This window comes from Rubritalea marina DSM 17716 (genome assembly GCF_000378105.1).
In the GTDB taxonomy this organism is placed as follows: Bacteria; Verrucomicrobiota; Verrucomicrobiia; order Verrucomicrobiales; family Akkermansiaceae; genus Rubritalea; species Rubritalea marina.
On record NZ_KB899247.1, the window covers coordinates 115,119 to 141,205 of the forward strand.

Genomic DNA, 26,087 nt, shown 5'->3' on the forward strand with positions numbered 1-26,087 from the left:
TGAATTAATCGCGGAGTTTTATTGCGATGCGCGCAATGGTTGAGATGCTGTGTGCGAGCGGGTATTAACCACGGGTGACTTTGGTGACTTTTCCATCTTTGACGTGGAAGTTGAGTCGATCTGGTCGGAGGTCGAGTGTCATGGGGCGTGGTTTGCCATCGACTTCGATGACTCGGCAACGAAGCTCATGTTTCTTGCTGAGTGCTTGAGCATCTTCGATGCTGAGTCCGATGAAGTCAGTGTCGTTTGGTTTTGCTTTGGATTGATGCACGAGGGTGGCGCCTTTGATGATCTCTGGAATTTGGGATTCGGTGATGACGGTGTAGCCTTCGCTGTCCTCCCAAGTTTGGCCGTAGACGTAGAGTTTGCGTGGGAGTTTGAGCAATTCCTGGGGAAGCTCGATTTGGTCAATGGCTTTGCCGACGATGCCAGCAGAGTTGCTGGTGTCGTTTGGTTGGGAGGTTTTGGCAATGAGGATGAGGGCATTTGCGGACTGGTACACTTCGATGATTTCTAGCTGCCAAATTGGGGCGGGTGTGGCGATTTCAATACTCAATGGTTTGAGTGTTGGGTTTTCATTGGCAAGTAATGGAGTACTTAAGCAAGTGAGGCCGAGAAGTGGTAGTAGGAGTTTCATAATCAAAGAGCGCTACGCTGCGCATTTTTTGTTTACGAGAAGACTAATCCAAGGGGGCTATAGTCGAGGGAAGAAAGGTAGGGGAGGAAAGGTAGGGGAGGAAATGGTGCGCACGAGAGGAGTCGAACCTCCACGCCCTAGGGCACTGCCGCCTGAAGACAGCGCGTCTACCAATTCCGCCACGTGCGCACTTAGAAGTGGTGGGCGCAGCTTAGGTAAGGAGAGGATGGATGATCAAGAGTAAAAAATGCGAGACCATTTGAGAGGTCTCGCAAGTCTTTGTTGGCGAATGGATGAGCTCAGGTGCTGAATCCTTAGCGGTGGGTCAGGTGTACCTGCTGTGGGTGCAATTCGCTTTGGCCGTCCGGTGAGTTGATGACGACTTGGAGTATGTTGCGCCCTTTGATGAGGGGGATGCCGGTGAAGTGGACGTGGTCAGTGGAGGTGTCGATGACTTGGGTGTAGCTGGCATCGCGCAGGCTGAGAGTGGCTACCCATGACTTGAGGTCTGTGCCTTCGTGAGGCGGCAGGTCGAAGCTGATATCGACTCTGCTGGGGTGCTCGGCCTGGAGTTTCCAAAATCCGTCGGATGAGCTGGTGTTGCTAATGCGGGTGTCTGCCATCAGGATGAGCGGGTTTTCCTGAGGGCGGCTCACGAGGATAGGGGAAATGCCGCGATCGCGGATGCGGGTGTCGGCGACGTCGAGGAACCAAGCGTCGTAGAGGTCGAGGAGTTGTTTGACCTGGTCTTTATTCTCGCTTGCTAGGTTTTTGGATTCGGATGGATCGGTGCTGAGATTATAGAGTTCGTAGTTGCTGCTATTGCGTCGTGATTGTGATGGGTCACTTGGGTTGAGCAGCTTCCATGGACCTTTGCGCAGCATGAAGTGATGGCGGCTGGCTACGGTGGCACCGAGGTGGTGTTGCTGAACGATGATTCGATCTAGTTCAATGGGGACGGCGGAGTTGATGGCGCCGATCAAGGATTGACCATCAAGTGCGAAGGCATCGAGGCTGCCGAACTGGCAGAATTCGAGGATCGTGGGTAGGATGTCGATCTGGGCACTGACGGTCTCGATTTGCTTGGGGCTGCGGCTCGATTGAGGTGGCTGGGGCAGCATGATCCAGAGTGGTGCGCGAACGCCGGCTTCGTATACGGAACCCTGGGTGCCGCGAAGCTCTGACTGACTGTCGGCATTGCTCAGACTGCGGGTCGTGGTGAAGACGATGACGGTGTTGGAGGTCATCTTGAGCTCGTCGAGCTTTGCAAAGATGACTGAAAGGCTGCGGTCGAGCCCGCTGAGAAGCTGCTGCCTTGCTGGTGCTTGAGCTTCAGGGTCCACTGGGGTGTGGATGTTGAGGCTGAGGAAAAATGGGTAGTCGAGCTGATGGGTGCTCTCGATGAAGGACGCTGCCTGGGTCGTTAGGTGGTGTGGGGCATCGTCTCCAAGGGTGGCTTCAGCATTGTTGCGGAAGCCAAAGCTGAGATTCTCCGAGCCAGGAGCTTGAGAGTGCGGTGGGATGAAGTCGTTATATTGCACCAAGCTCTCGGTGTAGCCTTGATCTTTTGGTCGCATCGGGAAGTTGTTGCCGAGCCACCAGGTGCCAAAAAATCCAGACTTGTAGTCGGTGCCGGTAAAGATCTCTGCGATGGTGACTTCGTCACCGGCCATCATCGCACGGCCGTAGCCGTAGTCTACGGTCTTGGTGCGGATGTTGTAGCGGCCGGTGTGGATGGAGGCTTGGTTGAGTGGGACTGCTGGAGCGATGTAGTGGTTGAGGAATTGGTGGCTTTGTGAATGCAGCCGTGAGAGGTGTTGGAATGGCGAGAGAGTCTCTGCCGCAAAGGCGTCATGCCCCAATTGGTCACTGGTGATAAGAATCACATTGGGTGGTGTGGGTTCCTCGATGAGGACAGCATCCTCGGCGCTGGCTGGTGTGATCCAAGCGATGCTGATGCTGAGGACTGCGGCGATGTGGTTTCTACGGAGCATTGGTGCGACTCTATCGGATTGATTGGTGGATTGCCAGTGAGAAGTTGGGCTGGATGATGGCATAAAAAAACGCTGCATGTGCGTGTAGTTCATGCAGCGTTTTTGAATAAAGTAGCTTTAAAATCTCTTTATGCAACTGTGTCTTTGGCGGTGGCCAAGAAGTAGTCACGATTGAGCTTCGCAATGTTGTCGACGCTGATTTCTTTCGGGCATACTGCTTCACACTCGTATTGGTTGGTGCAGTTGCCGAATCCTTCGTCGTCCATTTGCTTGACCATGGCGAGGGTGCGCTTGGTCTTCTCTGCTTGGCCTTGAGGAAGCTTGTTGAGGTGTGCGGCTTTGGCAGAAACGAACAGCATGGCTGATGCGTTCTTACAAGCTGCGACGCAAGCGCCACAACCGATACATGCTGCAGCGTCGAATGCTTCATCAGCAAGCTTCTTCTCAATTGGCATGGAGTTTGCGTCCGGTGCCGCGCCTGTGCGCACATCGATGTAACCACCAGCGGCCATGATGCGGTCGAAGGCTGAGCGGTCGGTGATGAGGTCTTTCACCACAGGGAAGGCCTTGGCACGGAATGGCTCAATCCAGATGGTCTCGCCGTCCTTGAACTTGCGCATGTGAAGCTGGCAAGTGGTGATGCCCTGCTCCTTGGAGTGGGGGATACCATTGATGGTGAGTGAGCACATACCACAGATGCCTTCACGACAGTCGTGGTCGAAGTTGATTGGGTTGCCGCCATCGTTGATGATTCGCTCATTGACGATGTCGAGCATCTCAAGGAAAGAAGCCTCTAGCGGGATGTCTTTGGCGTCGTAGGTGTCTACGTGGCCGCGGTCATTTGCGTTCTTTTGGCGCCAGACTTTGAGTGTGAGATTAAGCTTGGACATGGTGTTTGTTTGGTAAACTGAAATAATTAGATTGAAAAGGACGAATCGGAATTAATCTATGAGTAATGCGATGTTTTAGCATTAGCAGATTAAATGCTGAGTCGAGTTTAAGCTTTGCTTTGCTTCTTAGGAAGTTTTTTTAGTTCGATGGGCTTGCGTTTTGGCAGCTCGACTTTGACTGGCTTTTTGTTTTTGAGTGGTGCGCCAGCGAGTTGCTGGGACGTGAGTGCTTGGCCGATGGCTGGCTGTTGCGCTGGGGGGGCGTCATCGTGGTTAAAGTCTTGCGGCAGGCTCTGCAGGAGTTGCTCAAATTGATCGAGGCTCGCGGTGGAGCGGAAGAGGTTGGTGAGCGCATCGGCTTTGATCGATCCCATGAGGGTCTCGAAGAGCGAGTATGCTTCGTTTTTATATTCTACAAGTGGGTCCTTCTGGCCTTGGGCACGAAGCTGGATGCCTTCACGGAGGGCATCCATGTTGTAGAGGTGTTCTTGCCAGAGGCGGTCGATCGCGGTGAGGATGATTTGGCGCTCGAGGTGGTCGAGGTATTCGGCTGGTTGGCCAGCGACTTTGTCTTTGTAGGCTGCCTTGACTTGCTCGATGAGCCATTCGCAGTTGGCTTCGGTGTCACGTGTCTGGAGGCCGCTTTCTTCCATGCTCAGTGCGAGTGGGAATGTGGTGTTGATCCAGCCGAGTAGCTCGTTGTAATCCGGCGAGCCTTCATCACGGTTTTCGAGGAAGTTGTAGACCTGGTCAGGCACCATTTCTTCGATCACTTCGTTGAGTAGCTCGCTTGGGTCTTCGGAGGTGAGTACTTCGTTGCGGTAGCCATAGACGACTTCACGCTGCATGTTCATGACATCATCGAAGTCAAGAACGCGCTTACGCCACTGGTAGTCACGTTGTTCGACGCGTTTTTGAGCGGTCTCGATGGAGCGGTTGAGCCATTTGTGTTCGAGGGCTTCACCTTCTTCCATTCCGAAGCGTTCCATCATGGTGGTCATGCGGTCTGCCGCGGCAAAGTTGCGCATGAGGTCGTCTTCAAAAGAAATAAAGAACTGCGAGAGACCAGGGTCGCCCTGACGTGCACAACGACCGCGGAGCTGGCGGTCGACGCGGCGTGATGGGTAGCGTTCGCAGCCGATCACGTAGAGTCCACCGAGTGCTTCGACTCCTTCACCTAGTTTGATGTCGGTGCCTCGGCCGGCCATGTTGGTGGAGACTGTGACGGCTCCTTGTTGGCCGGCTGCTGCGATGATTTCAGCCTCTTGTTCGTGGAACTTTGCGTTGAGGACTTTGTGTTTGATTTTGGCGCCTTTGAGGATGCGTGAGAGTGTCTCGGAGGCATCGACGGAAGCGGTGCCGACTAGGACGGGCTGGCCGCGCTCTTGGGCTTCAGCAATCTTCTTCACCACGGCGTTGTATTTCTCGCGGCGTGTTTTGAAGACTTGATCGTTGTCGTCTACTCGAGTGTTCGGGCGATTGGTCGGAATTGGCAGCACGTCGAGACGATAGATGTCGTGGAATTCTGCGGCATCGGTTTCCGCGGTGCCAGTCATGCCGGCAAGTTTCTCGTAGAGGCGGAAGTAGTTTTGGATGGTGATGGTGGCGTAGGTTTGAGTCTCACGCTCGACGGTCACACCTTCTTTCGCTTCAATCGCTTGGTGGAGGCCATCAGACCAACGACGGCCAGCCATCTTGCGGCCAGTTTGTTCGTCGACGATGACCACTTTGTTTTCTTCCACGACGTACTCTACGTCTTTTTCGTAGATGCAGTAGGCTTTGAGAAGCTGGGAGATGGAGTGCATTTTCTCGCCTTGTTGGTCAAGTCGGGATTGGATCGCGTCCTTGGCCACGGCTTTGGCTTCATCGTTGAGCGAGCTATCGGCATCGATGTTGGCGTATTCTTCGCCGATGTCTGGGAGGACGAAGGCGTGCTCGTCGCTTGGGTCGAGGTAGCTGCGGCCGAGTTCCATGAGGTCGGCGTCGTGGCCTTTCTCATCGATGGTGTAGTAAAGTTCTTCCTTGATGGCGTAGAGGTCTTTTTTCTGCGCATCCTGGTACATCTCGAGCTCTGTCTTTTCAATCAGGCGGCGAGAGTCTGGCTCTTGCATGTAGCGTGCGAGTTGCTTGGAGCGTGGCTGCCCTAGCTTGATCTTGAAGAGGGCACGGCCCGCAGTGACTTCGTCGCCTTCAGCGAGTGCTTTTTTTGCTTCTTCTGCAAGCTCGTTACAAAGCACATTTTGCTTTTTCACCAAGTTCTCGATGTTGCCTTTGTAGGCATTGTATTGCTCGGTGTTGGAGATGGTGGATGGGCCAGAAATGATGAGCGGGGTGCGTGCTTCGTCGATAAGGATGGAGTCAACCTCATCGATGATGGCGAAGTAGTGGTTGCGCTGCACTTGTTCCTCACGTGAGGATGACATGCCGTTGTCGCGGAGGTAGTCGAAGCCGAACTCAGCATTGGTGCCGTAGGTGATGTCGCACTGGTACTGGGCGCCACGGACATGTGGGGCTTGTTGGTTCTGGATGCATCCAATGGTGAGGCCCAGGTAAGAATAAAGCGCGCCCATCCATTCGGAGTCACGTTGGGCGAGGTAGTCATTCACGGTCACGACGTGCACGCCTAGGCCGGTGAGTGCGTTGAGGAACACGGGGAGTGTGCCCACGAGTGTCTTACCTTCACCTGTTTGCATTTCGGCAATCATGCCATTGTGAAGAGCGATGCCGCCGACTAGCTGGACGTCAAAGTGCACCATGTTCCAGGCGACTTCATTGCCGCTGATGGTGATGTTGCGGCCACACATGCGACGCGCCCCGTTTTTGACGACGGCGTAGGCTTCTGGAAGAATCTGTTTGAGGTATTTGGCGCGTTTTTCAGTGAATGAATCTTCGATGTCGCTGAAGGCTGCTTTTGCAGCTTCTATGGAATCGGTGGTTGATTCTACCGTTGGCAGGCTAGGGTACTCCTCGCGAAGTGCTGCGAATCGGGATTCAAGCTGAGTTGCAAGTTCTGCTAGTGCTTCAGGCTCAAGGGATTCGATAGTGCGCTTGGTGGGGGCGTTGAGCGGGAGGTAGCGGTGCAGGTGGTTCTGCCACGCGGTGACCTTGGCTAAGACATTGGCTTCGGGTTCGTTCTGTAGCGCTTCCTCGATCTCGTTGATCTTAGCAACGAGTGGGTTCATGCGCTTGATCTCGCGTTGGTTTTTATTACCGACAATTTTCTGAAGAATCCACTTTAGCATAGTAATGCGCCCGCTTTATTCGAATGGGCAGGACGTGCTTACACCTGATCCCCTTAATAGGCAAGGGAGATAGTGAGCATGTCACAAATCTTTTTCACGTGAGCTGTCGAGCTGGATGGCGGCTGAAACGCACGTGGAGAAACGGCTAGATTTGGCACCTAAATCGGGGGCTGAATGTGCGTGCAATGAGAGGGTGATTGTTTGTTGGTAGATGGGTTTTTGCCGTTCCCCTTGACAGAATCTGCGTCATTTTACGTAGTGTGATGCATGGTGTTTGATCGTTCTCAATGGTGCTGCAGCATGCGGGTGCTGACCCTGTCAATCTGTGTGGTGTTGTTTGGTGCTCAGGGGCTTCTGGCACAGCACCGCTGGCAGCAACCAAAGAAGCCAATCCCTCTGGCTCAGGTGCAAGATATGATTGGTCCGGTGGAGGTAGTTGAGCCTAGCTGTGATCTCAATATCTTATGGGTCTGGGGTTATGACCGGCCGCATGCGCCAGGAAATCACGATTACACACGCGTGCGGGATCTCATGAGTGGCTTGCTCGCTAGCGTTCCTCGTTGTTCAGTTGAAACGGTCTATGAGTTTCCTAGTGCGGAGCAATTTGAGGCTGCAGATGCCATTTGCTTTTACCTGCACCTGCCACCTTTGAGTGATGCGCAGTATCAACAGCTGCGTCAATTTATCAAAGATGGGGGGGCTGTGATGGCGATTCACGAATCGATGATCATGCGCCCGACCAATGATGGGAAGCGTCTGTGTGAGTGTTTTGGGGCTGCATGGGATGAAGGGCGTTCGAAGTGGGGTGCCTTGTTCGCAGATGTGGAGGTGAAGAAGGAGCACCCCATTTTTCGAGGGTTTCCGGATACGATTCGCTTGGTGGATGAGTTTTACTGGGATCTGCATCAACAAAGCGAAGGCGTGGATGTGATAGGCGAGGTGCGGGCTGGGCCGACTGGGCACAGTCGCAAGCAGGTGGAGGCCTCGAAATTATCGGTGGATCGGCATCCTGTGTTTTGGACCTATTCTCTCGGTGAGGGAAGGGTGTTTGCTACCAGTGCGGGACACAACACGTTTTCTTATTACGATCCTGAGTTTCGATTGATTCTCTTTCGAGGCCTGGCGTGGGCGCTGCGGCAAAAGGCTGACCCATGGATGCCATTGGTGACTGAGGGGATTACCAAGGATGGGATGGTGGGCACAACGGACGACATGCGCGATTGGGGCCAAAAACCCCGAGGACCTAAAAAATAATTTGAGGGGCTGAGGGCTGTGGTATCGTTATCGCAAGTGGGCGCTTGTGGAACGGGGGGGGCTACGGGCAGTCCGACCAGATGTTCTAGCATCTGATAGATGACCCTGGATCTAACTGAAAATCGTGCTCGTCTGGATATCGTATTGTGCTATGCATGGTGGTGATGAGATCGTTTCCTGAGTACCGACGCGTTGCGTCATTTGCCGACACGGACATGGCCGGTGTGGTGCACTTTACCAACATTCTAAAGTATGTGGAGGAGGCTGAGCATGCGGGCTTTCGCATTCTAGGTTTTGAGGTGCTATCGTCTGAGTTCGGTTTTCCGCGGGTGAAGGTAGGATGTGATTACCTCAAGCCGGTGAGGTTTGGTGATGATTTGGTGGTGCAACTCAGTGTGGTGGAGGTTGGAGAGCGCAAGGTTAGCTGGGAGTTTGAGGTGCTGGCAGGCGAGCATTTGGCTGCCAAAGGACAGATGGTTACCGTCTGCGTTTCCCGCGCAGGCAAGGCACAAAAAATGCCCGCAGAGTATATGCGGGCATTGGCGGCGATGATTTGATCGCTCAGGTAGCAGCGTGGGTGGCTGCTGGCATAGGGAGACGATTCTTAAGCTTGTGGGGCTATGCTCACTTCGATGGCTTTCGATGTCGGTGTGTTTGAGATGTCTGCGGTGCTGCCAATCGGGATGAGTGGGTTGGCTTCTGGGAAATAGGCAGCAGCGGCGCCACGTGGCATGTCGTATGGGATGGCCTTGAATCCGCTAAGTGAGCGGTCGCCGTCATCCCAGTGGCTAGTGATTTGCACCAACTGCACTGGTTTGATTCCGCGCTCTTTCATATCTTCAGGGTTGAGGAAGACGATCATGCGTTCATTGCCGATACCACGGTAGCGGTCGTCGAGACCATAGACGGTGGTGTTGTACTGGTCGTGTGAACGCAGTGTCTGAAGTACGAGAGTGTCGGACTTGCTTTGTTGGAAGATGCTAAGCTCGGACTTATGGAAGTTGGCCTTCTTGGTTGCCGTGTTCCAGACGCGATCTTTCACATCATTCTGAAGGTAGAATCCGCCCGGTGTGCGCACGCGCTCGTTGAAGTTCTCAAAGCCAGGAATGCTGGCTTCGATGGCATCGCGAATGAGGTCGTAGTTAGCGCCTAGTTCCAGCCAGTTGACGTGTTCTGTATTCCCAACTGCTTTGTCTGCGAGGTGCGCTACGATGTTTGGCTCTGACATGAGTGTGTCGGAGATTGGCTTTAAGCGGCCCGTGGACATGTGCACGATTCCCATGGAATTTTCACAAGTGATGAACTGTGGGGCAGTCGCATTCCCAGTGAAGTCAAGCTCTGTGCGGCCGATGCATGGTAGGATGAGGCCGGTCTTGCCTGTCACGAGGAGTGAACGGTTGAGCTTGGTGACCACGTGTGCAGTTAGGTCACAATTTTGCAGCGCCTCGGCGGTGAAATCTGTGTCAGGGGCTGCTTGCAGGAAGTTTCCACCCATGGCGAAGAAGAATTTCGCTTCCTTCTTGTGCATGGCTTCGATGGCTTCGACCACATCGTAGCCATGTTTGCGTGGGGACTCAAAGTGGAAGGCTTTCTCAAGAAGCAGGTGTTGCTCTTCTGGTAGCTTTTCGTAGATGCCCATGGTGCGGTCGCCCTGGACATTGGAGTGGCCACGTACTGGACAGAGGCCCGCTCCATGGCGGCCGATGGCTCCGAGAAGAAGGTGGACGTTGACGATCTCACGTATGGTGTCGACCGCATTTTTCTGCTGTGTGACGCCCATGGCCCAGCAGGTGATGAGTTTCTTGTCCTTGGCGATGATTTTGCTAGCGAGGCGCTCGAGTTCGCTTTTCTCAATACCGGAATCTTCGAGAATTTGTTCCCAACTTGTGGCTTCAACGGCACCGAGGTAGGACTCGAAGCCTGTAGTGTGCTCAGCGATGAATTGGTGGTCGATGACCTGACCTTCCGTTTTCTTATCTTCGGCGACGATACACTTTGCGAGGGCGCGAAAGATTGCCATGTCACCATTCATTTTCACTTGCAGGTATTGATCGGCAAGTGGGGTCGCGCGGTTCATCATGCCTTTTGGACGCTGTGGGTGCGCAAAGCCTAAAAGGCCAGCTTCTTTGAGTGGGTTGATCGCCACTACTTCACCACCGTTTTCGATGCACTCTTCGAGTGAGCCTAGCATGCGTGGGTGGTTGGTGCCCGGGTTTTGGCCTACACTAATAATGACGTCGGCATGATGCATGTCATCCAGGGTGACGGTGCCTTTGCCGATGCCTACGGATGGCACGAGGGCTGAGCCACTGGATTCGTGGCACATGTTGGAGCAATCAGGTAGATTGTTGGTGCCGAAGTGGCGCACAAAGAGTTGGTAAATGAAGGCGGCTTCGTTGCTGGTGCGGCCAGATGTGTAGAAGATCGCCTCGTCTGGATGATTGAGTGACTTGAGTTCTTTTGCCATCAGGGAGAATGCATCATCCCATGAGATCGGCTTGTAGTGAGTTGCGCCTTCTTCCAGTACCATCGGGTGCGTGAGGCGGCCTTGTTGGTCGTGCCAGTAGTCGCTCTTCTCCATGAGTTCAGCAACAGAGTATTTCTCAAAAAATGCAGGATCCACGGTGAACGAGGTGGCTTCTGACGCAATCGATTTTGCTCCATTTTCGCAGAACTCGGTCATGGCGCGGTGGTCATCTGGGTCAGGCCAAGCGCAAGATGGGCAATCAAAACCAGCAGTCTGGTTGAGGTCGAGTAGAGCTTTGGTGCCGCGCACTGGACCAGCGGTGCTCATCACGTGCTTGAGGGATGAAATGACGGCTGGGCTTCCTGCCGCCCACGTTTTAGCCTTCTTGAGTTTCAAATTGGCGTCTTCGGATTGCATGTTTGCTTGGTTGTTTGGAAAAGGATTGAGGCAGTGAAATTCAATGACTTCTAGAGACTTTGGTCAGTGAAATTCATGGTATGTATGAGATGGTTTAGCCTTGGCTGGCGGCAGTGTGCGACGACTCTGGCTCCGGATGAAGCACAAATTTATCTTTTTTTTTCACGAGAAGGTGCATTTTTCATTATGAATCTTGATTGTGAATCAACGGATACAATCAGGCAGTCCAAAGAATTGTGGGATCTGAGGATGTTATGAGGTGCTAGGCTTCGGTCGTGTTGTCCTCTCATTCTCGTCGCCTGTGTTTGGGTGTGTTAGTGTTGATTTTTGGTGAGTGCTTGAGTGTCAGTGATTTGTTGTAGTAGTTTTTCCAGTATGAGGATGGTTCGATTTGGTGAGTTGGGAGATGAGCGACCAGGGGTGTTATTGGCAAGTGGGGAGTTGATTGACGCAGGTGCGAGGTTTGAAGATTTTGATCCAGAATTCTTTGCTGATGGGGGAGTGAGTCAATTGCGAGAGTGGGTGCGTAATGGATGCCGTGGTGGCGTGGAGGTTTGCGATCAGGTGCGTATGGCGCCTCCGCTGCAAATGTCGTCTTCACGCGTGCATGTGGTTAACCATTGTAGCGTGGATGATGCTGGGGCGCAAATGGAGATCAATTCTGAGGAGGTCACTGTTTACGGTGCACGAGACCCCATGTTGGTAGACTCCGCCTCAGCGGTCATCTTGGATTCAGTTTCCGTCGCTTGTGTGTTGGGGAATCCACGCCCAGCATCTCATTTGACACAAATGATGCGATTTGTGGGATGTTTGGCGATGGGGTGTTTTCATGTACAATACCATGGTGAGGAGCAGGTCTGTTGTGGCATGGGGAGTCAGATGCTAACTACTGATGAGCTTGGTCAGCACCCGCTGGATGATCAAATTGCGAGATACTGGAGTAAATTGAATAATCATGTGCAGACTCTAGGGTGGTACAATGAAATGAGCCTTTGCATGAATACCCTGTTAGAAGAAGTGATTGCTAGGATTGATTGTCGTCCGGGAGATGTCGTCGCGCTGACGAATTTACTCTGCACGGAGGAGGCCTGTGAAGCTGGGGGGAATGCCGTCAGAGGTGACTTGATAGAATGTGGCGTTGAGGGTCTCGGGGTGGTAAAGCACCGAGTGGTGGCGGCTTAAAAAAAGCACATTAAGCACTAGGAGTTAGAAGGGAATATTAAGTAGCAGCTTTTACTTGCGCGAACAACAATTTGGGGTATATGTTTGCGTTCCACCGCTATATAGGATCGGCGTACAATCGTGCTCGCAAAACCCAGGATCCTAATAAAAATAGGCAGTGAATGATTCTAACTAAATCACAAATGAATCCGGATAGAGCAACATTAAATTTCCTAAATAGCTTCCCTGAAGAGGCAAGAAAGCGCGGCGATACCATCCAACAAGATGGAGCAGTCACACAAATATTTGGTAACCACTTATTCATTCAAGGAAGAGTTGAAGACAAAACTGGCACATTTCGTACCAGTTTGCGCCTTCAAGGAAACCGCTGGTTCGGAAGCTGTACCGCTGAGGATGAAGTCGTAGCAGGCGCTTGTTTGTACGCTACCATGATGGAGCGTATGTATCGTGGGGAAGATCTACCAGAGAGTCCTAACGAGTTTGATGACACTCCTGTAATCGACCTAATCGAAGAAAAGCTGGATCGTGAGCTTGATGACAAAGAGGCTGATTTCGTCAGCAAGGTTGAGAAGCGTTACCGTCGTTACGTGATCGAAGGAGAAATCCACGATCACGATATGGTGCGTTTGAACCCACGCTGGGAGATTGTTACTTATGATCCACTTGAACTATGGCCTATTCCTCCGGGGGATATTCTCGAATTTTGGAATTACCTAGCATACGCCTTCTACAAGAAGAAGCTTCCATACCCTGACTTCATGAATGCTGTGACTGACCTAGAGGCAGTGCAGAAAAAGATGAAGGACTGGGAGAAAGAACGTGAGATTTCTGAGTGGTACGATCGCATCGAAGATGTGAACGAACGCCCACCTCAGGAAGCGCCGATCAAGTGTGAATTTCGTATCGTATCAACGATGAACGAAGCGCGTGTGGAGATTCGTGAGAACGAGGCTGAGTGGGTGGTTCTTCGTGAGAAGAATGACATCGACCGCATTGCTTCACTCTTCGCATCGGCCGCTCTCAGGATGGGGCCAGAGAGTCAGGTGATTTGGGAACATTATTACGCGTTCTTCCAGAAAGAAGAAGCGACGAGTATGGATCTCGACACCGAAGCGGCATGTCGCTTCATGAACCGCCTCTTCCGTCAGTCAGCCCTGAAAGGCTTCATAGTGAACTTGGATGAGAAGTACTACAAGGTAGTAGAAGATCGTCTCAGTTGGGTATGTGAAGACGATCCGTATTACCCAGAGAATTTCGCGCTTCAATTGGTGACTAAAGCCGGCCAGAATGTGTCTCACTCAGTGCGTCTCCTTCCTGGTCGTGAAGAACTCTATCAATCAGATGAGACAGTGTTCCCTGGGCCACCACGTTGGCTCGACGACACCGAGGTGATGCCGCGATACATGATTCCAAAGCAGGTGATCGACTCCCTCGAAGGTGTTGAATTCTTGCGCAAGGTAGGAGCACGCCTTCCTGAGTCGCTCAAGAAGCGCGTGATTGATCTGGATCTCTACCCGCGTTTTGAGATGCGAATCGAGCAGGGACTCACTGCTGCTGAAACGGAACATTTGGTGATCAATGTGCTGGCTCACGAGAAGAAAGAGCAACGCACCGAGAAGTTGGTCAAAGAGGGTTGGGAGCTCATCGAGCAAAAGCCAGTGAAGGGGAAACAATTGCTCCGTTTCGCTCGCGAAGACCTCTATCCAGTGCCTGGGCTACTCCAGGAAATGGGGCTGACTTATGATGATAAGTTAGAAGAATTTAAGACTCGAGTCACTAAGCTCTTCCCAGAGAAGTTTGCTGAGTGGGCTAAGAATATGCCAGAAGCGGTGGATGTGGAGATGGACTTCAAGCTCAAGACCCTTCTTGCAGACCCTGTGACTGCCGCGATTCGCTTCGAGGTGGTCAATCAAGATATTGATTGGTTCGACCTCAAGATCGTCATCGACGTCGAAGGAGTGGACCTTAGCAAGGATCAGATTCGTCAGCTGGTTGCAGCCAGAGGTGGTTATGTCCGTATGGAAAATGGTGGTTGGATGCGTCTTGAGATCAAGCTAGACGACGACCAGCGTGAAGCTGTGACTCGCTTGGGTCTCGATCCATTCGACCTCTCCGGCGAGACCCACCGCATGCACGCCCTTCAGCTTGCCGATCCAAAAGCAGCAGAAGTCTTCGACCCGAAAGCGTGGAAACGCATCAAAGATTCAGCCCAAGAAATTCAAGTCAACCTCCAAACCGAGGTGCCAGATGGCCTTCAGGCGACATTGCGCCCATATCAGGTCGATGGATTCCGTTTCTTAACCTACCTGGCTACCAACCGATTTGGAGGTATTCTTGCCGATGACATGGGTCTAGGTAAGACGATTCAGTCGATCACATACATCCTTTGGTTGCGCGAGCAAGCGAAGGACGAAGCGCAGCATCGTCCGGCACTTGTTGTCTGTCCGAAGTCTGTTCTTGATGTCTGGTCTACAGAAGCTGAAAAATTTGCACCTGATTTGCGCGTGAAAGTGCTACGCACCCGCGATGATCTGGTTGTGGATGAAGCACAAAACCATCTCGACCTTGTGGTGTTAAACTACGCACAGCTTCGCGTCTGTGGCGAAGAGCTCAACACCATGAAATGGCTCACCGTGATTCTGGATGAAGGTCAGCAGATCAAAAACCCAGATTCTAAGGCTGCGAAGTCCGCCCGTGAATTGAATGCGGCTAACCGCCTCGTTCTTACTGGTACGCCAATTGAGAACCGTTTGATGGACATGTGGTCACTTATGGCCTTTGCAATGCCTGGTGTGCTTGGTTCAAGAGCATACTTCAAGAAGCGCTTCGACAAGCGTAAGGATCCGTCCTCACAGGTGCGCCTTGCGGCGCGTTTGAGACCATTCTTGTTACGCCGTACTAAGCTTCAGGTGGCGAAAGATCTTCCGCCTCGTACAGAGGAAGAAGTCTTTGCTGTCATGGAAGGTGTGCAGGCTGACATGTACAAGGCTGAGCTCAAGCGCATTCAGAAAGCACTCCTTGGTCTAGATTCGGACGAGGCCGTGAAGAAGAATTCCTTTGCCATTCTTCAAGGTTTGATGCGCTTGCGTCAGATTTGTTGTCACCCAGGTTTGATCGATCCAAAGTTCCTCAAAGAGGAAAGTGCGAAGATGATCGCCTTGTTCTACTTGCTTGATCAGCTAAGAGATGAGGGCCACAAAGTACTCGTCTTCTCGCAGTTTGTGTCGATGCTCGATATCATCAAGGCACGCCTTGAGACTGAGAGCCGCCCATACCACTACCTCACTGGTCAGACTAAAGACCGTAAGGGTGTGATTGAAAGCTTCCAGACAACGAAGGATGCCTCAGTGTTCATGCTCTCGCTCAAAGCTGGTGGTGCGGGTCTCAACTTGACCTCTGCATCGTACGTGATCCTTTACGATCCATGGTGGAACCCAGCGGTTGAAAACCAGGCAATCGACCGAACTCACCGTATTGGTCAAAAGAATAAGGTGATTGCTTACCGTCTCCTTACTCGCGACACAGTGGAAGAGAAGATCCGCGTGCTTCAGCATCAGAAGACAGCGCTTGTGACCAATGTTCTCGGTGATGAAGGCTTCGCAAGTAGCCTCGGAGTCGACGACCTCAAGTTTATTCTTAACCACGGCGGGGACGGTTTCCCTGAAGATGAAGAATAATTTGTAGGAAATCATGAATATTTCAAAACCTTAGGTTTTCATAACCTAAGGTTTTTTCATAGGTTTAGACCAATTATCCTAAAAATTATGTGTTAGTAGTCGTCGTTCTACGAAAGAATTGCTGATACCAACTGTATATATTAAGCATATGAAACAATCGCAAACGAGTTTACCAAACACACTCTATTGGCTCATTATCGGCGTGTCATTGATCCTCACCATTTTGGTGGCTGTGATGCCATTTATCGGTGAAGTTGGCTCGGCCAATGAGAAGGCAGAGGGCATGATGGCTCTTTGGGTTCATTTCTTCGGTAAGTTCCACCCATTGTTCTTGCACTTGCCGATTGGTGGTTTGGTGCTCGTATTGATGATGGAAGGCTTGAAGATTCTGAGCTTTGGTCGCTACAAGGCCGACACCACACTCGGTGTTTTGTTCTCAGCATTCACGGGCATTTTGGCGGTGGTATGCGGCTACTTCCTCTACCTCTCAGGTGAGTACACAGGTGACCTTGTAGAAGGCCACAAACGTGACGGTATCATTTTTGCCGTTCTACTTCTGTTGTGTTTCATTGCAAAAGTTTCCGTGCAGCAAAGACGTTTTGCACCACTTTCTAGCACCATGTATTATGGCACGCTTGCGGGCAGCGCAGTTCTCATGATGGTGGCTGGTCACCGCGGTGGCGAGATTAGCCATGGCGATCCACTCGCTTCATTACCTAGCAAGGTGATTGAGAAGCGTTTGGCTAAAGCTGAAGCGAAAAAGGACACCAATCCAGTGGTCTACACTGGAATCGTGACACCAATTCTTGAGGCAAAGTGTATTACTTGTCACGGTGAGGACAAAAAGAAGGGTGGGCTTCGCCTCGACACCATCGAGTTCATGCTTGAGGGTGGAGAAGAGTACGATTGCCTCATTCCGGGCGACGCTGAAAATAGTGCGCTCATCACGACCTTACATCTTCCACTGGATGACGATTATCACATGCCGCCAGAAGGTAAAACTCAGCTTACAGAAGGTGAGAAGACCATCCTCTCATGGTGGGTGAGCACTGGCGCGTCTGCTACAGCTAAACTGAACGAGCTTGAGCAAAACGACGATGTGAAGACTGCTCTTGCTGGTCTTGTTAGCCCTGAAGACCTTGCCAAGCAGAAGGCAGAAGCAGAAGCAAAGAAACTGAAAGAAGTGGAGCTTCGCCTCGCTCTTGAGAAAGACATCGCGAATGTTAACGCAAAGTACAAAGGTGCTTTATCTTTCGTATCTCAGCACGGAACTGACCTGTCATTCACTGCGGTGAGTTTCCGCTCAAAGATCACTGATGAGATTCTTGATGAACTGCAGCCAGTGGCATCCCACGTGGTCGATCTCGACCTTTCAGCCACTCAAGTGGGTGATGGTGCAGTGGCTAAACTGAAGGGATTCAGTAAGCTTCGTTCATTGAAACTGAATGAAACTGAAGTGACCCCAGAGATGCTTCCAGAGCTTACCAGCTTGTCAGCTCTTGAGAATATCAACCTGCACAGTACAAACCTCAATGGTGCAAACCTTGAGCCACTTGCAGCGCTACCTAAGCTACGTCGCGTGTTCCTCTGGAATTCGGGTGTGGATGCAGCAGCAGCTCAGGCATTGCAGGAAAAACTACATCAAGTACAAGAATCTGACGATGCTGAGGTGCATCTCGGCGAAGAACTTTAGACTCAAGAAACTCTCTAGATAAACTTTCAAAACCCAGCCATGCGGCTGGGTTTTTTTATGTTCAAGGGGCCCAGTAAATGGAGGGCCAACGCGACCGATTCTCAATGGCTTATAGCACCACACACCTGCAGTTAAGGTGGGGGAGGGTGTGGCAAGTGCAGCATGCCATCAGTGCGACCTAAGCAAAGATTTCATCCACGACTCTGGCGGGCTCGGTCACCCCTGGTAGCGTTTGATCCAAGCCTTGAAATGGGTAGGTGAGTTTATTGTGTTTCAGGCCTAATGAATGCAGGATAGTTGCTTGTAGGTCTTGGGTCGACACGCGATCATGGGTCGCTTTGTAGCCAATTGGGTCAGTTTCGCCCAGAGTGAATCCAGGTTTGATACCAGCTCCAGCAAGCCACATGGTGAATGCCCCAGGGTTGTGGTCGCGACCAATAAATTTCATCTCATCTCCACCACGATTTTCTCGCATGGGGGTACGTCCAAACTCGCCACCCCAGACCACGAGTGTGTCTTCGAGGAGTCCACGTTGCTTGAGGTCGGTGAGGAGGGCGTACATCGGCCGGTCGACAGCTTCACATTTCTTCTTGAAACCTTCATTGAGGGCTTCAGATCCTGCAGCGCCGTGAGAGTCCCAGCCCCAATCAAAGAGTTGGATGTAGCGCACGCCGCGCTCGGCTAGTCGACGGGCAAGAAGGCAATTGTTGGCAAACGATTCCTTACCAGGTTGCGTGCCATAGAGTTCGTGAATGTGTTCAGGCTCATCGTTGAGATCGAATGCCTCATTGGCATGAATCTGCATTTTGAAGGCCATTTCGTATTGTGAAATTCGGGTCAGGGCTTCGGGGTCGTTGGTCTCGTTGTGTGCTTGTTGGTTGATCTTAGTGATCGCGTCGACACAATTCTTGCGCATGTCGGTGGAGACTCCTTTTGGATTGGAGAGGTAGAGCACCGGGTCGCCTTTGGAGCGGCACTGCACACCTTGGTAGACTGAGGGTAGAAAGCCTGAGCCCCATATCGATTTGCCTGCAGATGGGGTCTTGCCGCCCGAAACCAAGGAAATGTAGCCGGGGAGGTTTTCGTTGAGGCTGCCCAAGCCATAAGTGACCCATGATCCGATCGATGGGTTGCCTAAGTTGGCATTGCCAGTATGGAGTAGGAGCTGTGCTGGCGCGTGGTTGAATTGGTTGGTATGCATCGATTTGATGAAGCACACCTCATCAATGACTTTTTCAAACATGGGGAGGCGATCAGAGATCCATTGTCCTGATTCACCCGCTTGGTGGAATGGGTAAATGGTATTGAGGAGTTTTGGCACCCCTTGGATGAATGCGAAGCGTTGCCCAGCCAAGTATTCTTCTGGGGTGTCTTTACCGTCGTATTTGGCGAGTTCCGGTTTGTAATCGAACAGCTCGAGCTGTGAGGGGGCACCTGCCATGTGCAGAAAGATCACGCGTTTTGCTTTGGGCGCGATATGCGCCAGGGTGCTATCGAGCGAGTTGCTGCTGCTCGCTCCTAGGGCGTTGTCTGCCATGGAACTCAACCATGCTGAGCCGACACCAGCAACGCACTTAGAGAGGAATTGGCGGCGTGATTGATGGAGGAGGGTGTCGTGTTGGAGTTGTTGGAATAGATTCATGGCGAGACTACTTGGTGAGAGCTACGTCTAGGTTGAGGAGTGTGTTGGCGATGATGGTGAGAGCGGCGTGCTCTGGAGAATCACCGATTGATGTTGCGTTTTCTTTGTTGGCCACAAAATCCTTGAGAACCTTAGCATGCAAGTCGCTGAGCGCATCAAGCGCTTCATTGGAGATCGCTTGCTGACTCACTAAATGGAAACCGTGGCTGAGCTGTTCGCTGAGTGAGCTTGAGTGCTTCGTGAGTCGTTTCGCGAGTGCTTGAGAGCATTCGAGGAAGACTGGGTCGTTTAGGGTTGTTAGGGCGTGCAGTGGGGTGTTGGTCGCGATCCGCTGTGGGGCACAAACATCTCTGGAGGGGGCGTCGAAGGTGAGCATCGACGGGTAGGGGCTGGTGCGTTTCCAGAAGGTGTAGATGGCTCTACGGTAGCGCTGTGGACCCTCGGCTGTGGTCCACTTTTCGCCGCTGTAGACAGTCTGCCAAATTCCATCTGGTTGGGGCGGCATCACGGATGCTCCGCCGACCTGTGGGGTGAACAAGCCTGATGTTGCGAGTGCATTATCGCGAATCATTTCAGCGCTGAGTCGAGTACGAGGCCCACGCGCTAAGAGAATATTCTTCGGGTCGCTGTGCGCCAATTCAATACTTGCTGCGTTATCTTGGCGGTAGGTGGCAGAGAGCACCATTTCCTTCAAGGCTTGCTTCATCGACCACTTTTGTTTGGTTTGAAATTCGACAGCAAGGTGGTCGAGCAGTTCAAGGTTGGTAGGTGACTCACCAGTGGACCCGAAGTCGCCCAGAGTGGCTACGATTCCCCGGCCAAAGAGTTCGGCGAAGAGGCGGTTGACCATCACCCGAGCGGTGAGTGGGTTTGTAGGGGAACTCATCCAGTCGGCCATTTCTAGTCGGGTGCTCTGCTGCATGTTCGCAGGGTTGAGAAGTTCTGGGACTCCCATGGTATGGATGTCACCTTTATTGAGCCACAAACCACCAATGAAGAGGCGGGTTTCGCGGCGAGCATCTTGTCCGCGGTCCACGAGGACTGGCACATTGTGCCCTTTGATGGCATTGTATGCGCTATTCGCTTTATTCAGCTGTTGGTTGGCTGTAGCTAATGCCTTGGAATTACTTAACTCGATCCACGCTGGGTTATTGGTGGTCGAGACTGTGAACCTGCGTAGGGTGCATGCTTGCCCACCAGTGGTTGTGGCTCTGTGTTGGATGAAAATAGAGATCTGTTCTCCCTTGGCAAATTTTAGCGGTTTTTTAAGGACGAAGACTGCCTCACGTTGTTTGAAGAGTTTCGGGTAGCCACCAAAACCAGCACCACTTTTGTTGAGGGAATGCTTTGGCTCATAGGGGCCAGATAGTGAATCAGCGAAGACGTTAGAGAAGTCTACAGTCACCAATTTACCGTCAGTCTTTTTGACTTGGAGAACGAACTGAGAGAGGACGGATCCTCGCTCCGGTAGTTCAGCTGGATTTTCGGCTTCTGGGGTGATGGTGACCTTGAGGGCGGTAATCTCGTCAGCATCTGCCTGGAGAGTGTAATTGGTGCCCGGTGGAAATGTGCCTGAGGTGCGGAACTCACCACTCTCTTGCTGCGTGAGCTTACCATGGCTGGATCTGATGTGGCTGAACTTTATGGGTGTGAAGCTTTGGTCGTTGGCCAAGAGATCTTTCCCAAGATTGTTCACGGATTGCTTGAGTTTTGGTAGCTCCAAGAAGAGTCTTGCGGCCTCTTTCTGCTGTTGCGGGTCGCCGTTGAATTTGAGTGTTGGGTAGTCGTTGTCTAAATCAGCGTCTTCAGATGAGTTAAAGTAGTCAGAAAATCGATAGTAGTCCTCGTGGGGGATTGGCTCGTATGGATGCGCATGACATTGGATACAGCCGAAGGTGAGGCCTTGCATGGCTGTCCATGTGGTGTTCACGCGGTCGATAGTTGCCATGACCCTGTATTCTTCATCATCGGTGCCGCCTTCGGTGTTGGTTTGGGTGTTGCGGTGGAAGGCCGTGGCGATGAGTGAGTCAAAGCTAGGGTGCTCGAATAGGTCGCCAGCGAGTTGCTCGCGAAGGAATAGATCGTAGGGTTTGTCGTTGTTGAATGAACGGATGAGGTAGTCGCGGTAGGGCCAAATCGTGCGTGTCCTATCTTTTTCATAGCCTTGGGTGTCCGCATAGCGTGCTAGATCCATCCAGACTGCGGCCCAGCGCTCACCGTAGTGCTTGGATGCTAGTAGGCGATCCACTTGTTTTTCGTAGGCGTTTTCCGATTGGTCATTCTGGAAGCTTGCAACCTCTTCTGAGGTGGGTGGTAGGCCGGTCAGGTCGAAGCTTACACGACGAAGCCATTGGGCACGATTCGCTTCGGGGCTTGGCTGAAGTTCATTTTCTTCAAGCTTGGCTAGGATCCATTGATCCAACCCATTTCTAGGCCATTCCCTGTGTTTGAGTTTCATTGGCGCCTTCTGAACCGGGGCTAGGTACGCCCAGTGGTCGTCCCATTGTGCGCCTTGTTCGATCCATGATTTGATGGTCTCGCATTGTTCGCCACTGAGTGGCTCATCAGCATGATCACCGTGCTGAAGTGGCATTTTGTCGTCTAAGTCATCGGTGACGATGCGGCGGTAAAGTTCTGATTCTTCTGGTTTACCTGGGACGATGATCGCTTTTCCAGACTCGCCAGTTCCTAGTGCTTGCTCTCTGTAGATCAGCGACAATCCACCATCGGCCTTCGCGCCGCCGTGACACTTGGTGCACTTATTGATGAAAATTGGGCGGATGTCTCGGTTGAAAGATATTGAATCTTCGTTGCCCATGCCGCTGGAGAACATTCCAGCCCATAGGGACATGGCCAGTGATGCTGAACGATGAAGTTTGAATCCCATTATGTATCCTATACCCTATAAAATGAGGATTTCTTGCAGCCGTGCCTACCTGCTTGCTGAAAATGGGGGATTTGCCTTTTAGTGATAAGTTTGAGCTGAGTAGTGACAAAGCATGATTTAGATAGCGCCGTAGGCTACCATTGCATCAGCCACTTTGATGAAGCCACTGACGTTGGCACCCTTCACGTAGTCGACGACGCCGTTGTTTAGCTCGCTATGTTGCACGCATTTTTGATGGATGTCCTTCATGATCTCTTGGAGTTTCTCGTCTACTTGTTGGTGTGTCCAAGCGATGCGCAGCGCGTTTTGGCTTTGTTCAAGACCTGAGACGGCAACTCCTCCAGCATTGGCTGCTTTCGCAGGGCCAAAGAGGACGCCAGCCTTATGGAACGCAATGACTGCCTCAGTGGTGCTCGGCATGTTTGCACCCTCCGCCACAGCTTGGATACCATTGTTGATCATGGTCAGTGCATCCTTATGGTTGAGTTCATTTTGAGTTGCGCAGGGCAGCGCGAGGTCTGCTGGGATCATCCACGGGCGCTGGCCTGCATGGAATTCGCAATGAAAATGCTCAGCATACTCGCTGATGCGGCCACGTTTGACTTCTTTAAGTTGGGTAAGCCACTCGAGCTTATCAGCTGTGATGCCATCTGGGTCGTGGATAAAGCCTGAAGAGTCAGAGGCTGTGACGACCTTGGCTCCAAGCTCAAGAAGCTTGTCGATCGCGTACAGAGCCACATTCCCAGAGCCAGAAACGATGGCCGTCTTGCCGTCGAACCCATCACCCCGATGAGCTAGCATCTCTTTAAGGAAATAGACGGCGCCATGGCCAGTGGCTTCCTTGCGTCCAGCACTCCCACCGAACGAGAGCCCTTTCCCAGTGAGCACACCCGCAAAGCGGTTGTTGAGGCGTTTGTACTGACCAAAGAGGAAGCCTAGCTCGCGAGCACCGACACCAATGTCACCCGCAGGGACGTCCGTGTCTTCACCAATATGGCGCTGCAGTTCGGTCATCATGGCATGGCAAAAGCGCATGATCTCAGCGTCGCTTTTACCTTTTGGATTGAAGTTTGAGCCCCCCTTGGCACCGCCCATCGGCAGGCCAGTGAGAGAGTTTTTGAAGGTTTGCTCAAAACCGAGGAACTTGAGAGTGTCGAGGTCGACAGACTTGTGAAAGCGCAGTCCGCCTTTGTATGGGCCTATGCTATTGTTGAATTGCACGCGCCAGGCGCGATTGGCTCTTACATTCCCTTGGTCGTCCATCCAGGTGACACGAAACATAATGATGCGGTCTGGCTCTGTGATCCTTTCTAGGATACTGGCGTCGCGGTATGCTTGGCTATCTCTTATGATGGGCATGACACTCTCGATCACTTCATGCACTGCTTGGTGGAAGTTCGGTTCAGCCGGGTTCCGACGCTTGAGGCCGGTCATGAAGATATCAATATCGCAGAAGTCGTCTTTAGTCATAATAAGGAATAATCAGAATACACCAACCTAGCAGCTTAATGAAGTGGCTCCAAGCATATTGAAAGGACCCTCGAGTGTGCAACTAGCGTGACTGACGACGTAGTGTGACTGAAATGAGATCGCTGGCAAAGACGACAAGGACCCCTAGGCCAATGAAGTACATCATGGAGTCGTAGCGCAAGAAGCTAGACTCTCGGCTAATGAGGTAGCCCAAGGAGCTAATGCTGAGCATTCCTAGGATGGTGGACTCGCGCACACATGTTTCCCAACGATAGAAGATGAAGAGGATGTGGCGATTGAAACTGGTGGGAAGAAGGCCGAATAAGTAGGCTTGCGTTCGCGTGGCTCCGCGCGCCGCCAGATGCCTTGATACGGCTTGGTCGTGGTTTTCGTTTACCTCTGCCCAAAGGCGCCCGAGGATCCCAAAGTTGTGGATTGCAAGCGCGATGACCAAGGGCCAGGTATGAGCCCCGAGAATACCAATCAACAAAAAGGCGATGATATATTCTGGCATGGATCGGGCCACCGTGAATAGGCTTCTCAGGCAGAATCCTAGAACGCGCCAGCTGAACGCCTTGAGTGCTGAGGCTGGTCCCTGGTGGATGCCAAATGGGCTTGCGTTGGCAATGTTACGGCTAGCCCATGGGGCCAATAAATAACCGAAGGTGCTCGCAATGCAGAGTGCCGCTGTGGCGATGATGATTGTCATGTGGAGCCCTTGGGCGCCATCCGTTTTCCAGAGTTCACTCAACCATGGAAGAGCTTCATTCCAATTTCCTGAATGCCGCACTGGCTCGGGGATGAGCTGCTTGGCAAAACTGCAGAATCGTTCCCAGCGGCTGAGGTGCGAATGGTATTGGTTTAAATCATCTCCCACGGTCCATGCAATCACTGCACCAAGAATGAGTAGCCACCAAGTGATGGGCAGAAGCTTCCAGCGTGGTCGTGCTTGCTTTAGCTCCGCGATCGATGCTGTGGCTGTGTTGCCTCGGGGTGATGGTGCAGGACGATGGAGTCGTTTCCTCACTAAAGTCCCTAAAACATCAAAGCATATGACTGTGATGGTGAGGAGGTAGAGTTCGGTCCACACCTCGTTGTAGTAGTTGTTCTCGTATGACTGTTTGATGGCGAGCCCGATGGTCTCTAGTCCCATAAATCCAAGGACTGCCGAGGAACGAATAGCGCACTCAAGGCGGTACATCGTGTAGGTGAGTAGGTCGGGTAGGGCGATGACAAATCGTGCAGCTAGAAATGCTTGAACAGAACTGCCCCCCGCAAGGTGAATGTGCTCGGAGGAAGCGGGGTCTTGTTCGTCAATTATCTCTGAAAAGACTTTGGCGAGGGTGCCCGTGAAGGGGATCGCTAAAGCGATGCAAGCGGTGAGAGGAGAATCACCGAGGAAGCTCAGGAAAAGGAGCACCCAGATCAATTCATGAATGGAGCGCATCACGGTAGTGATGAAACGCACCGCTAGGTAATTCGCCCAAAGTAGGGGCTTGAGGTGCTTGGTCGCATCGAGCCAGATACGCGACGCGAAAAAGCCTAGAACCAGCCCTGCAGGAACCGCCATCGACATGGCAATGAAGGCATAGCGTAGGGTGGTGAGTAGATTCCCGAAAATTCGGTTTATGAAGCTAGGACTGCCATCTGGTAGGCTCGGGTTTTGCTCAACAAATGCTGGCTGCCATGCCGCTGAAAAAAAGTTGATTGCGGATTGGTAGGGGGATGCGCTGGGGGGAAGTTGCACAAAATCAATGCCTAGCTCCCAGAGGCAGTATGCGGTCACTAGAATAAAGCCTAGCAGAAATCCACGTCTCCAGCTCATGAGAGGAGCAGTTGGTGGGAGCGATTTATCCATGTTGAAGCGAGTATAAGTCCTCGAAGTCACGGATGCTAAAGTGCTCGCTAGATCCTTGGTAGCTGACGCGGCCCTCGCGCATGCCAATCATGTTGCTGAAAAAGCGTTTGGCGTAGTCGAGGTTGTGGAGTGAGCAGATGAGGGTGACTTGATGCTCAGTCGCCACTTGAGTGAGGCACTCAAGGAGCGCGTGCGCTCGTGATGGGTCAACGGCGGATACAGGTTCGTCGGCGAGGATGATGGAAGACTTTTGGTAGAGCGCACGTGCGATGGCGACACGTTGTAGTTGCCCACCCGATAAAGTATCAGCACGGTGATAGAGCTTTTCAGGAATGCCAACCTCATGAAGGAGGGTGTGAACCCTTTCTAGTTGAACTTGATTGGGACGTACCAAGTTTCCGAGGGTGGCGAGTGTGCTTTGCTGACCAACTTGGCCGAGGAGTATGTTCTGAGCGACGTTGAGGTTGGGAATCAATGCGAGGTGCTGAGGGATGTAGCTGATCGACTGCCGCCATTTCTTTAGAGCTTTGGCGTCGATGGTGTCAGGATTGAGCCCGCCCATGCTTAGGCTGCCAGAGCTGGCTTGGTATTCGGTAGCAATGAGTTTGAGTAGGCTACTTTTACCTGACCCTGAAGGACCTATGAGAGCAATCTGCTCACCGGCTGCAATAGAAAGGCCAACACCCGTGAGAGCGGGGTGTTGGCCAAAATGTAGAGAGATGGAGTCGAGTTCTAGCATTCTTAAGACGACCCTAGCATGGAGTCTGGAATTGCCAA

15 protein-coding genes and 1 tRNA gene are annotated in these 26,087 nt (G+C 52.2%); 5 read left to right on the forward strand and 11 right to left on the reverse strand.

All coding sequences use genetic code 11. The annotated features are described in order from the left end of the window. Positions 1-64 precede the first annotated feature (64 nt). The 5 genes from F454_RS13635 to secA form a co-directional block, all read right to left on the reverse strand. Positions 65-637: a hypothetical protein gene (locus F454_RS13635; RefSeq protein ID WP_018968667.1), complete on the reverse strand. Its 573-nt coding sequence runs from the start codon at positions 635-637 to the stop codon at positions 65-67. A 104-nt stretch (positions 638-741) separates the two neighbouring features. Then, a tRNA-Leu gene (locus F454_RS0100545) sits at positions 742-826 on the reverse strand. Between the two features lie 125 nt (positions 827-951). Next, positions 952-2,631 (reverse strand): sulfatase-like hydrolase/transferase, encoded by a 1,680-nt coding sequence (locus F454_RS0100550; protein ID WP_205618970.1) that lies wholly within the window; start codon positions 2,629-2,631, stop codon positions 952-954. Positions 2,632-2,759: 128 nt separating this feature from the next. Continuing rightward, positions 2,760-3,521 (reverse strand): succinate dehydrogenase/fumarate reductase iron-sulfur subunit, encoded by a 762-nt coding sequence (locus tag F454_RS0100555; RefSeq protein ID WP_018968669.1) that lies wholly within the window; start codon positions 3,519-3,521, stop codon positions 2,760-2,762. A 107-nt stretch (positions 3,522-3,628) separates the two neighbouring features. Further along, entirely contained in the window at positions 3,629-6,763 is a 3,135-nt protein-coding gene (gene secA, locus F454_RS0100560; protein WP_018968670.1) for a preprotein translocase subunit SecA, read from the reverse strand. Positions 6,764-7,063: 300 nt separating this feature from the next. Here secA and F454_RS0100565 point away from each other — a divergent pair, with 300 nt between their 5' ends. Both F454_RS0100565 and F454_RS13640 read left to right on the forward strand, forming a co-directional pair. Continuing rightward, the gene (locus F454_RS0100565) at positions 7,064-8,017 is read left to right on the forward strand and encodes a ThuA domain-containing protein (RefSeq protein ID WP_018968671.1); all 954 of its coding nucleotides are present in this window, start codon (positions 7,064-7,066) and stop codon (positions 8,015-8,017) included. Positions 8,018-8,181: 164 nt separating this feature from the next. Then, positions 8,182-8,574, forward strand: a complete 393-nt coding sequence (locus F454_RS13640; protein ID WP_033367097.1) for an acyl-CoA thioesterase — start codon at positions 8,182-8,184, stop codon at positions 8,572-8,574. A 47-nt stretch (positions 8,575-8,621) separates the two neighbouring features. On the opposite strand, the gene F454_RS0100575 is transcribed toward F454_RS13640, so the two are convergent. Then, the gene (locus F454_RS0100575) at positions 8,622-10,901 is read right to left on the reverse strand and encodes an FdhF/YdeP family oxidoreductase (protein WP_018968673.1); all 2,280 of its coding nucleotides are present in this window, start codon (positions 10,899-10,901) and stop codon (positions 8,622-8,624) included. 375 nt (positions 10,902-11,276) lie between these two features. Here F454_RS0100575 and F454_RS0100580 point away from each other — a divergent pair, with 375 nt between their 5' ends. The 3 genes from F454_RS0100580 (at position 11,277) to F454_RS0100590 (ending at position 17,453) form a co-directional block, all read left to right on the forward strand. Next, positions 11,277-12,083, forward strand: a complete 807-nt coding sequence (locus F454_RS0100580) for a hypothetical protein (protein WP_018968674.1) — start codon at positions 11,277-11,279, stop codon at positions 12,081-12,083. Between the two features lie 182 nt (positions 12,084-12,265). Next, on the forward strand, positions 12,266-15,760 hold the full coding sequence (locus F454_RS0100585; RefSeq protein WP_018968675.1) for a DEAD/DEAH box helicase: 3,495 nt from the start codon (positions 12,266-12,268) through the stop codon (positions 15,758-15,760). A 148-nt stretch (positions 15,761-15,908) separates the two neighbouring features. Then, a complete protein-coding gene (locus F454_RS0100590) occupies positions 15,909-17,453 on the forward strand; it encodes a c-type cytochrome domain-containing protein (RefSeq protein WP_018968676.1) in 1,545 nt (514 codons plus the stop codon). Positions 17,454-17,631: 178 nt separating this feature from the next. On the opposite strand, the gene F454_RS0100595 is transcribed toward F454_RS0100590, so the two are convergent. From F454_RS0100595 to F454_RS0100615, 5 genes are all read right to left on the reverse strand, one after another. After that, entirely contained in the window at positions 17,632-19,095 is a 1,464-nt protein-coding gene (locus tag F454_RS0100595) for a DUF1501 domain-containing protein (protein ID WP_018968677.1), read from the reverse strand. A gap of 7 nt (positions 19,096-19,102) precedes the next feature. After that, on the reverse strand, positions 19,103-21,946 hold the full coding sequence (locus F454_RS13645) for a PSD1 and planctomycete cytochrome C domain-containing protein (RefSeq protein ID WP_033367099.1): 2,844 nt from the start codon (positions 21,944-21,946) through the stop codon (positions 19,103-19,105). Positions 21,947-22,099: 153 nt separating this feature from the next. Continuing rightward, a complete protein-coding gene (gdhA, locus tag F454_RS0100605; protein WP_018968679.1) occupies positions 22,100-23,452 on the reverse strand; it encodes an NADP-specific glutamate dehydrogenase in 1,353 nt (450 codons plus the stop codon). 82 nt (positions 23,453-23,534) lie between these two features. Next, positions 23,535-25,310, reverse strand: coding sequence for a PhnE/PtxC family ABC transporter permease (locus F454_RS0100610; protein WP_018968680.1), 1,776 nt, complete (start codon positions 25,308-25,310; stop codon positions 23,535-23,537). After that, positions 25,303-26,049 carry a phosphonate ABC transporter ATP-binding protein gene (locus tag F454_RS0100615; protein ID WP_018968681.1) on the reverse strand — a complete coding sequence of 249 codons (747 nt, stop codon included), beginning with the start codon at positions 26,047-26,049 and terminating at the stop codon, positions 25,303-25,305. The genes F454_RS0100610 and F454_RS0100615 overlap by 8 nt, the downstream gene beginning before the upstream one ends. Positions 26,050-26,087 lie beyond the last annotated feature (38 nt).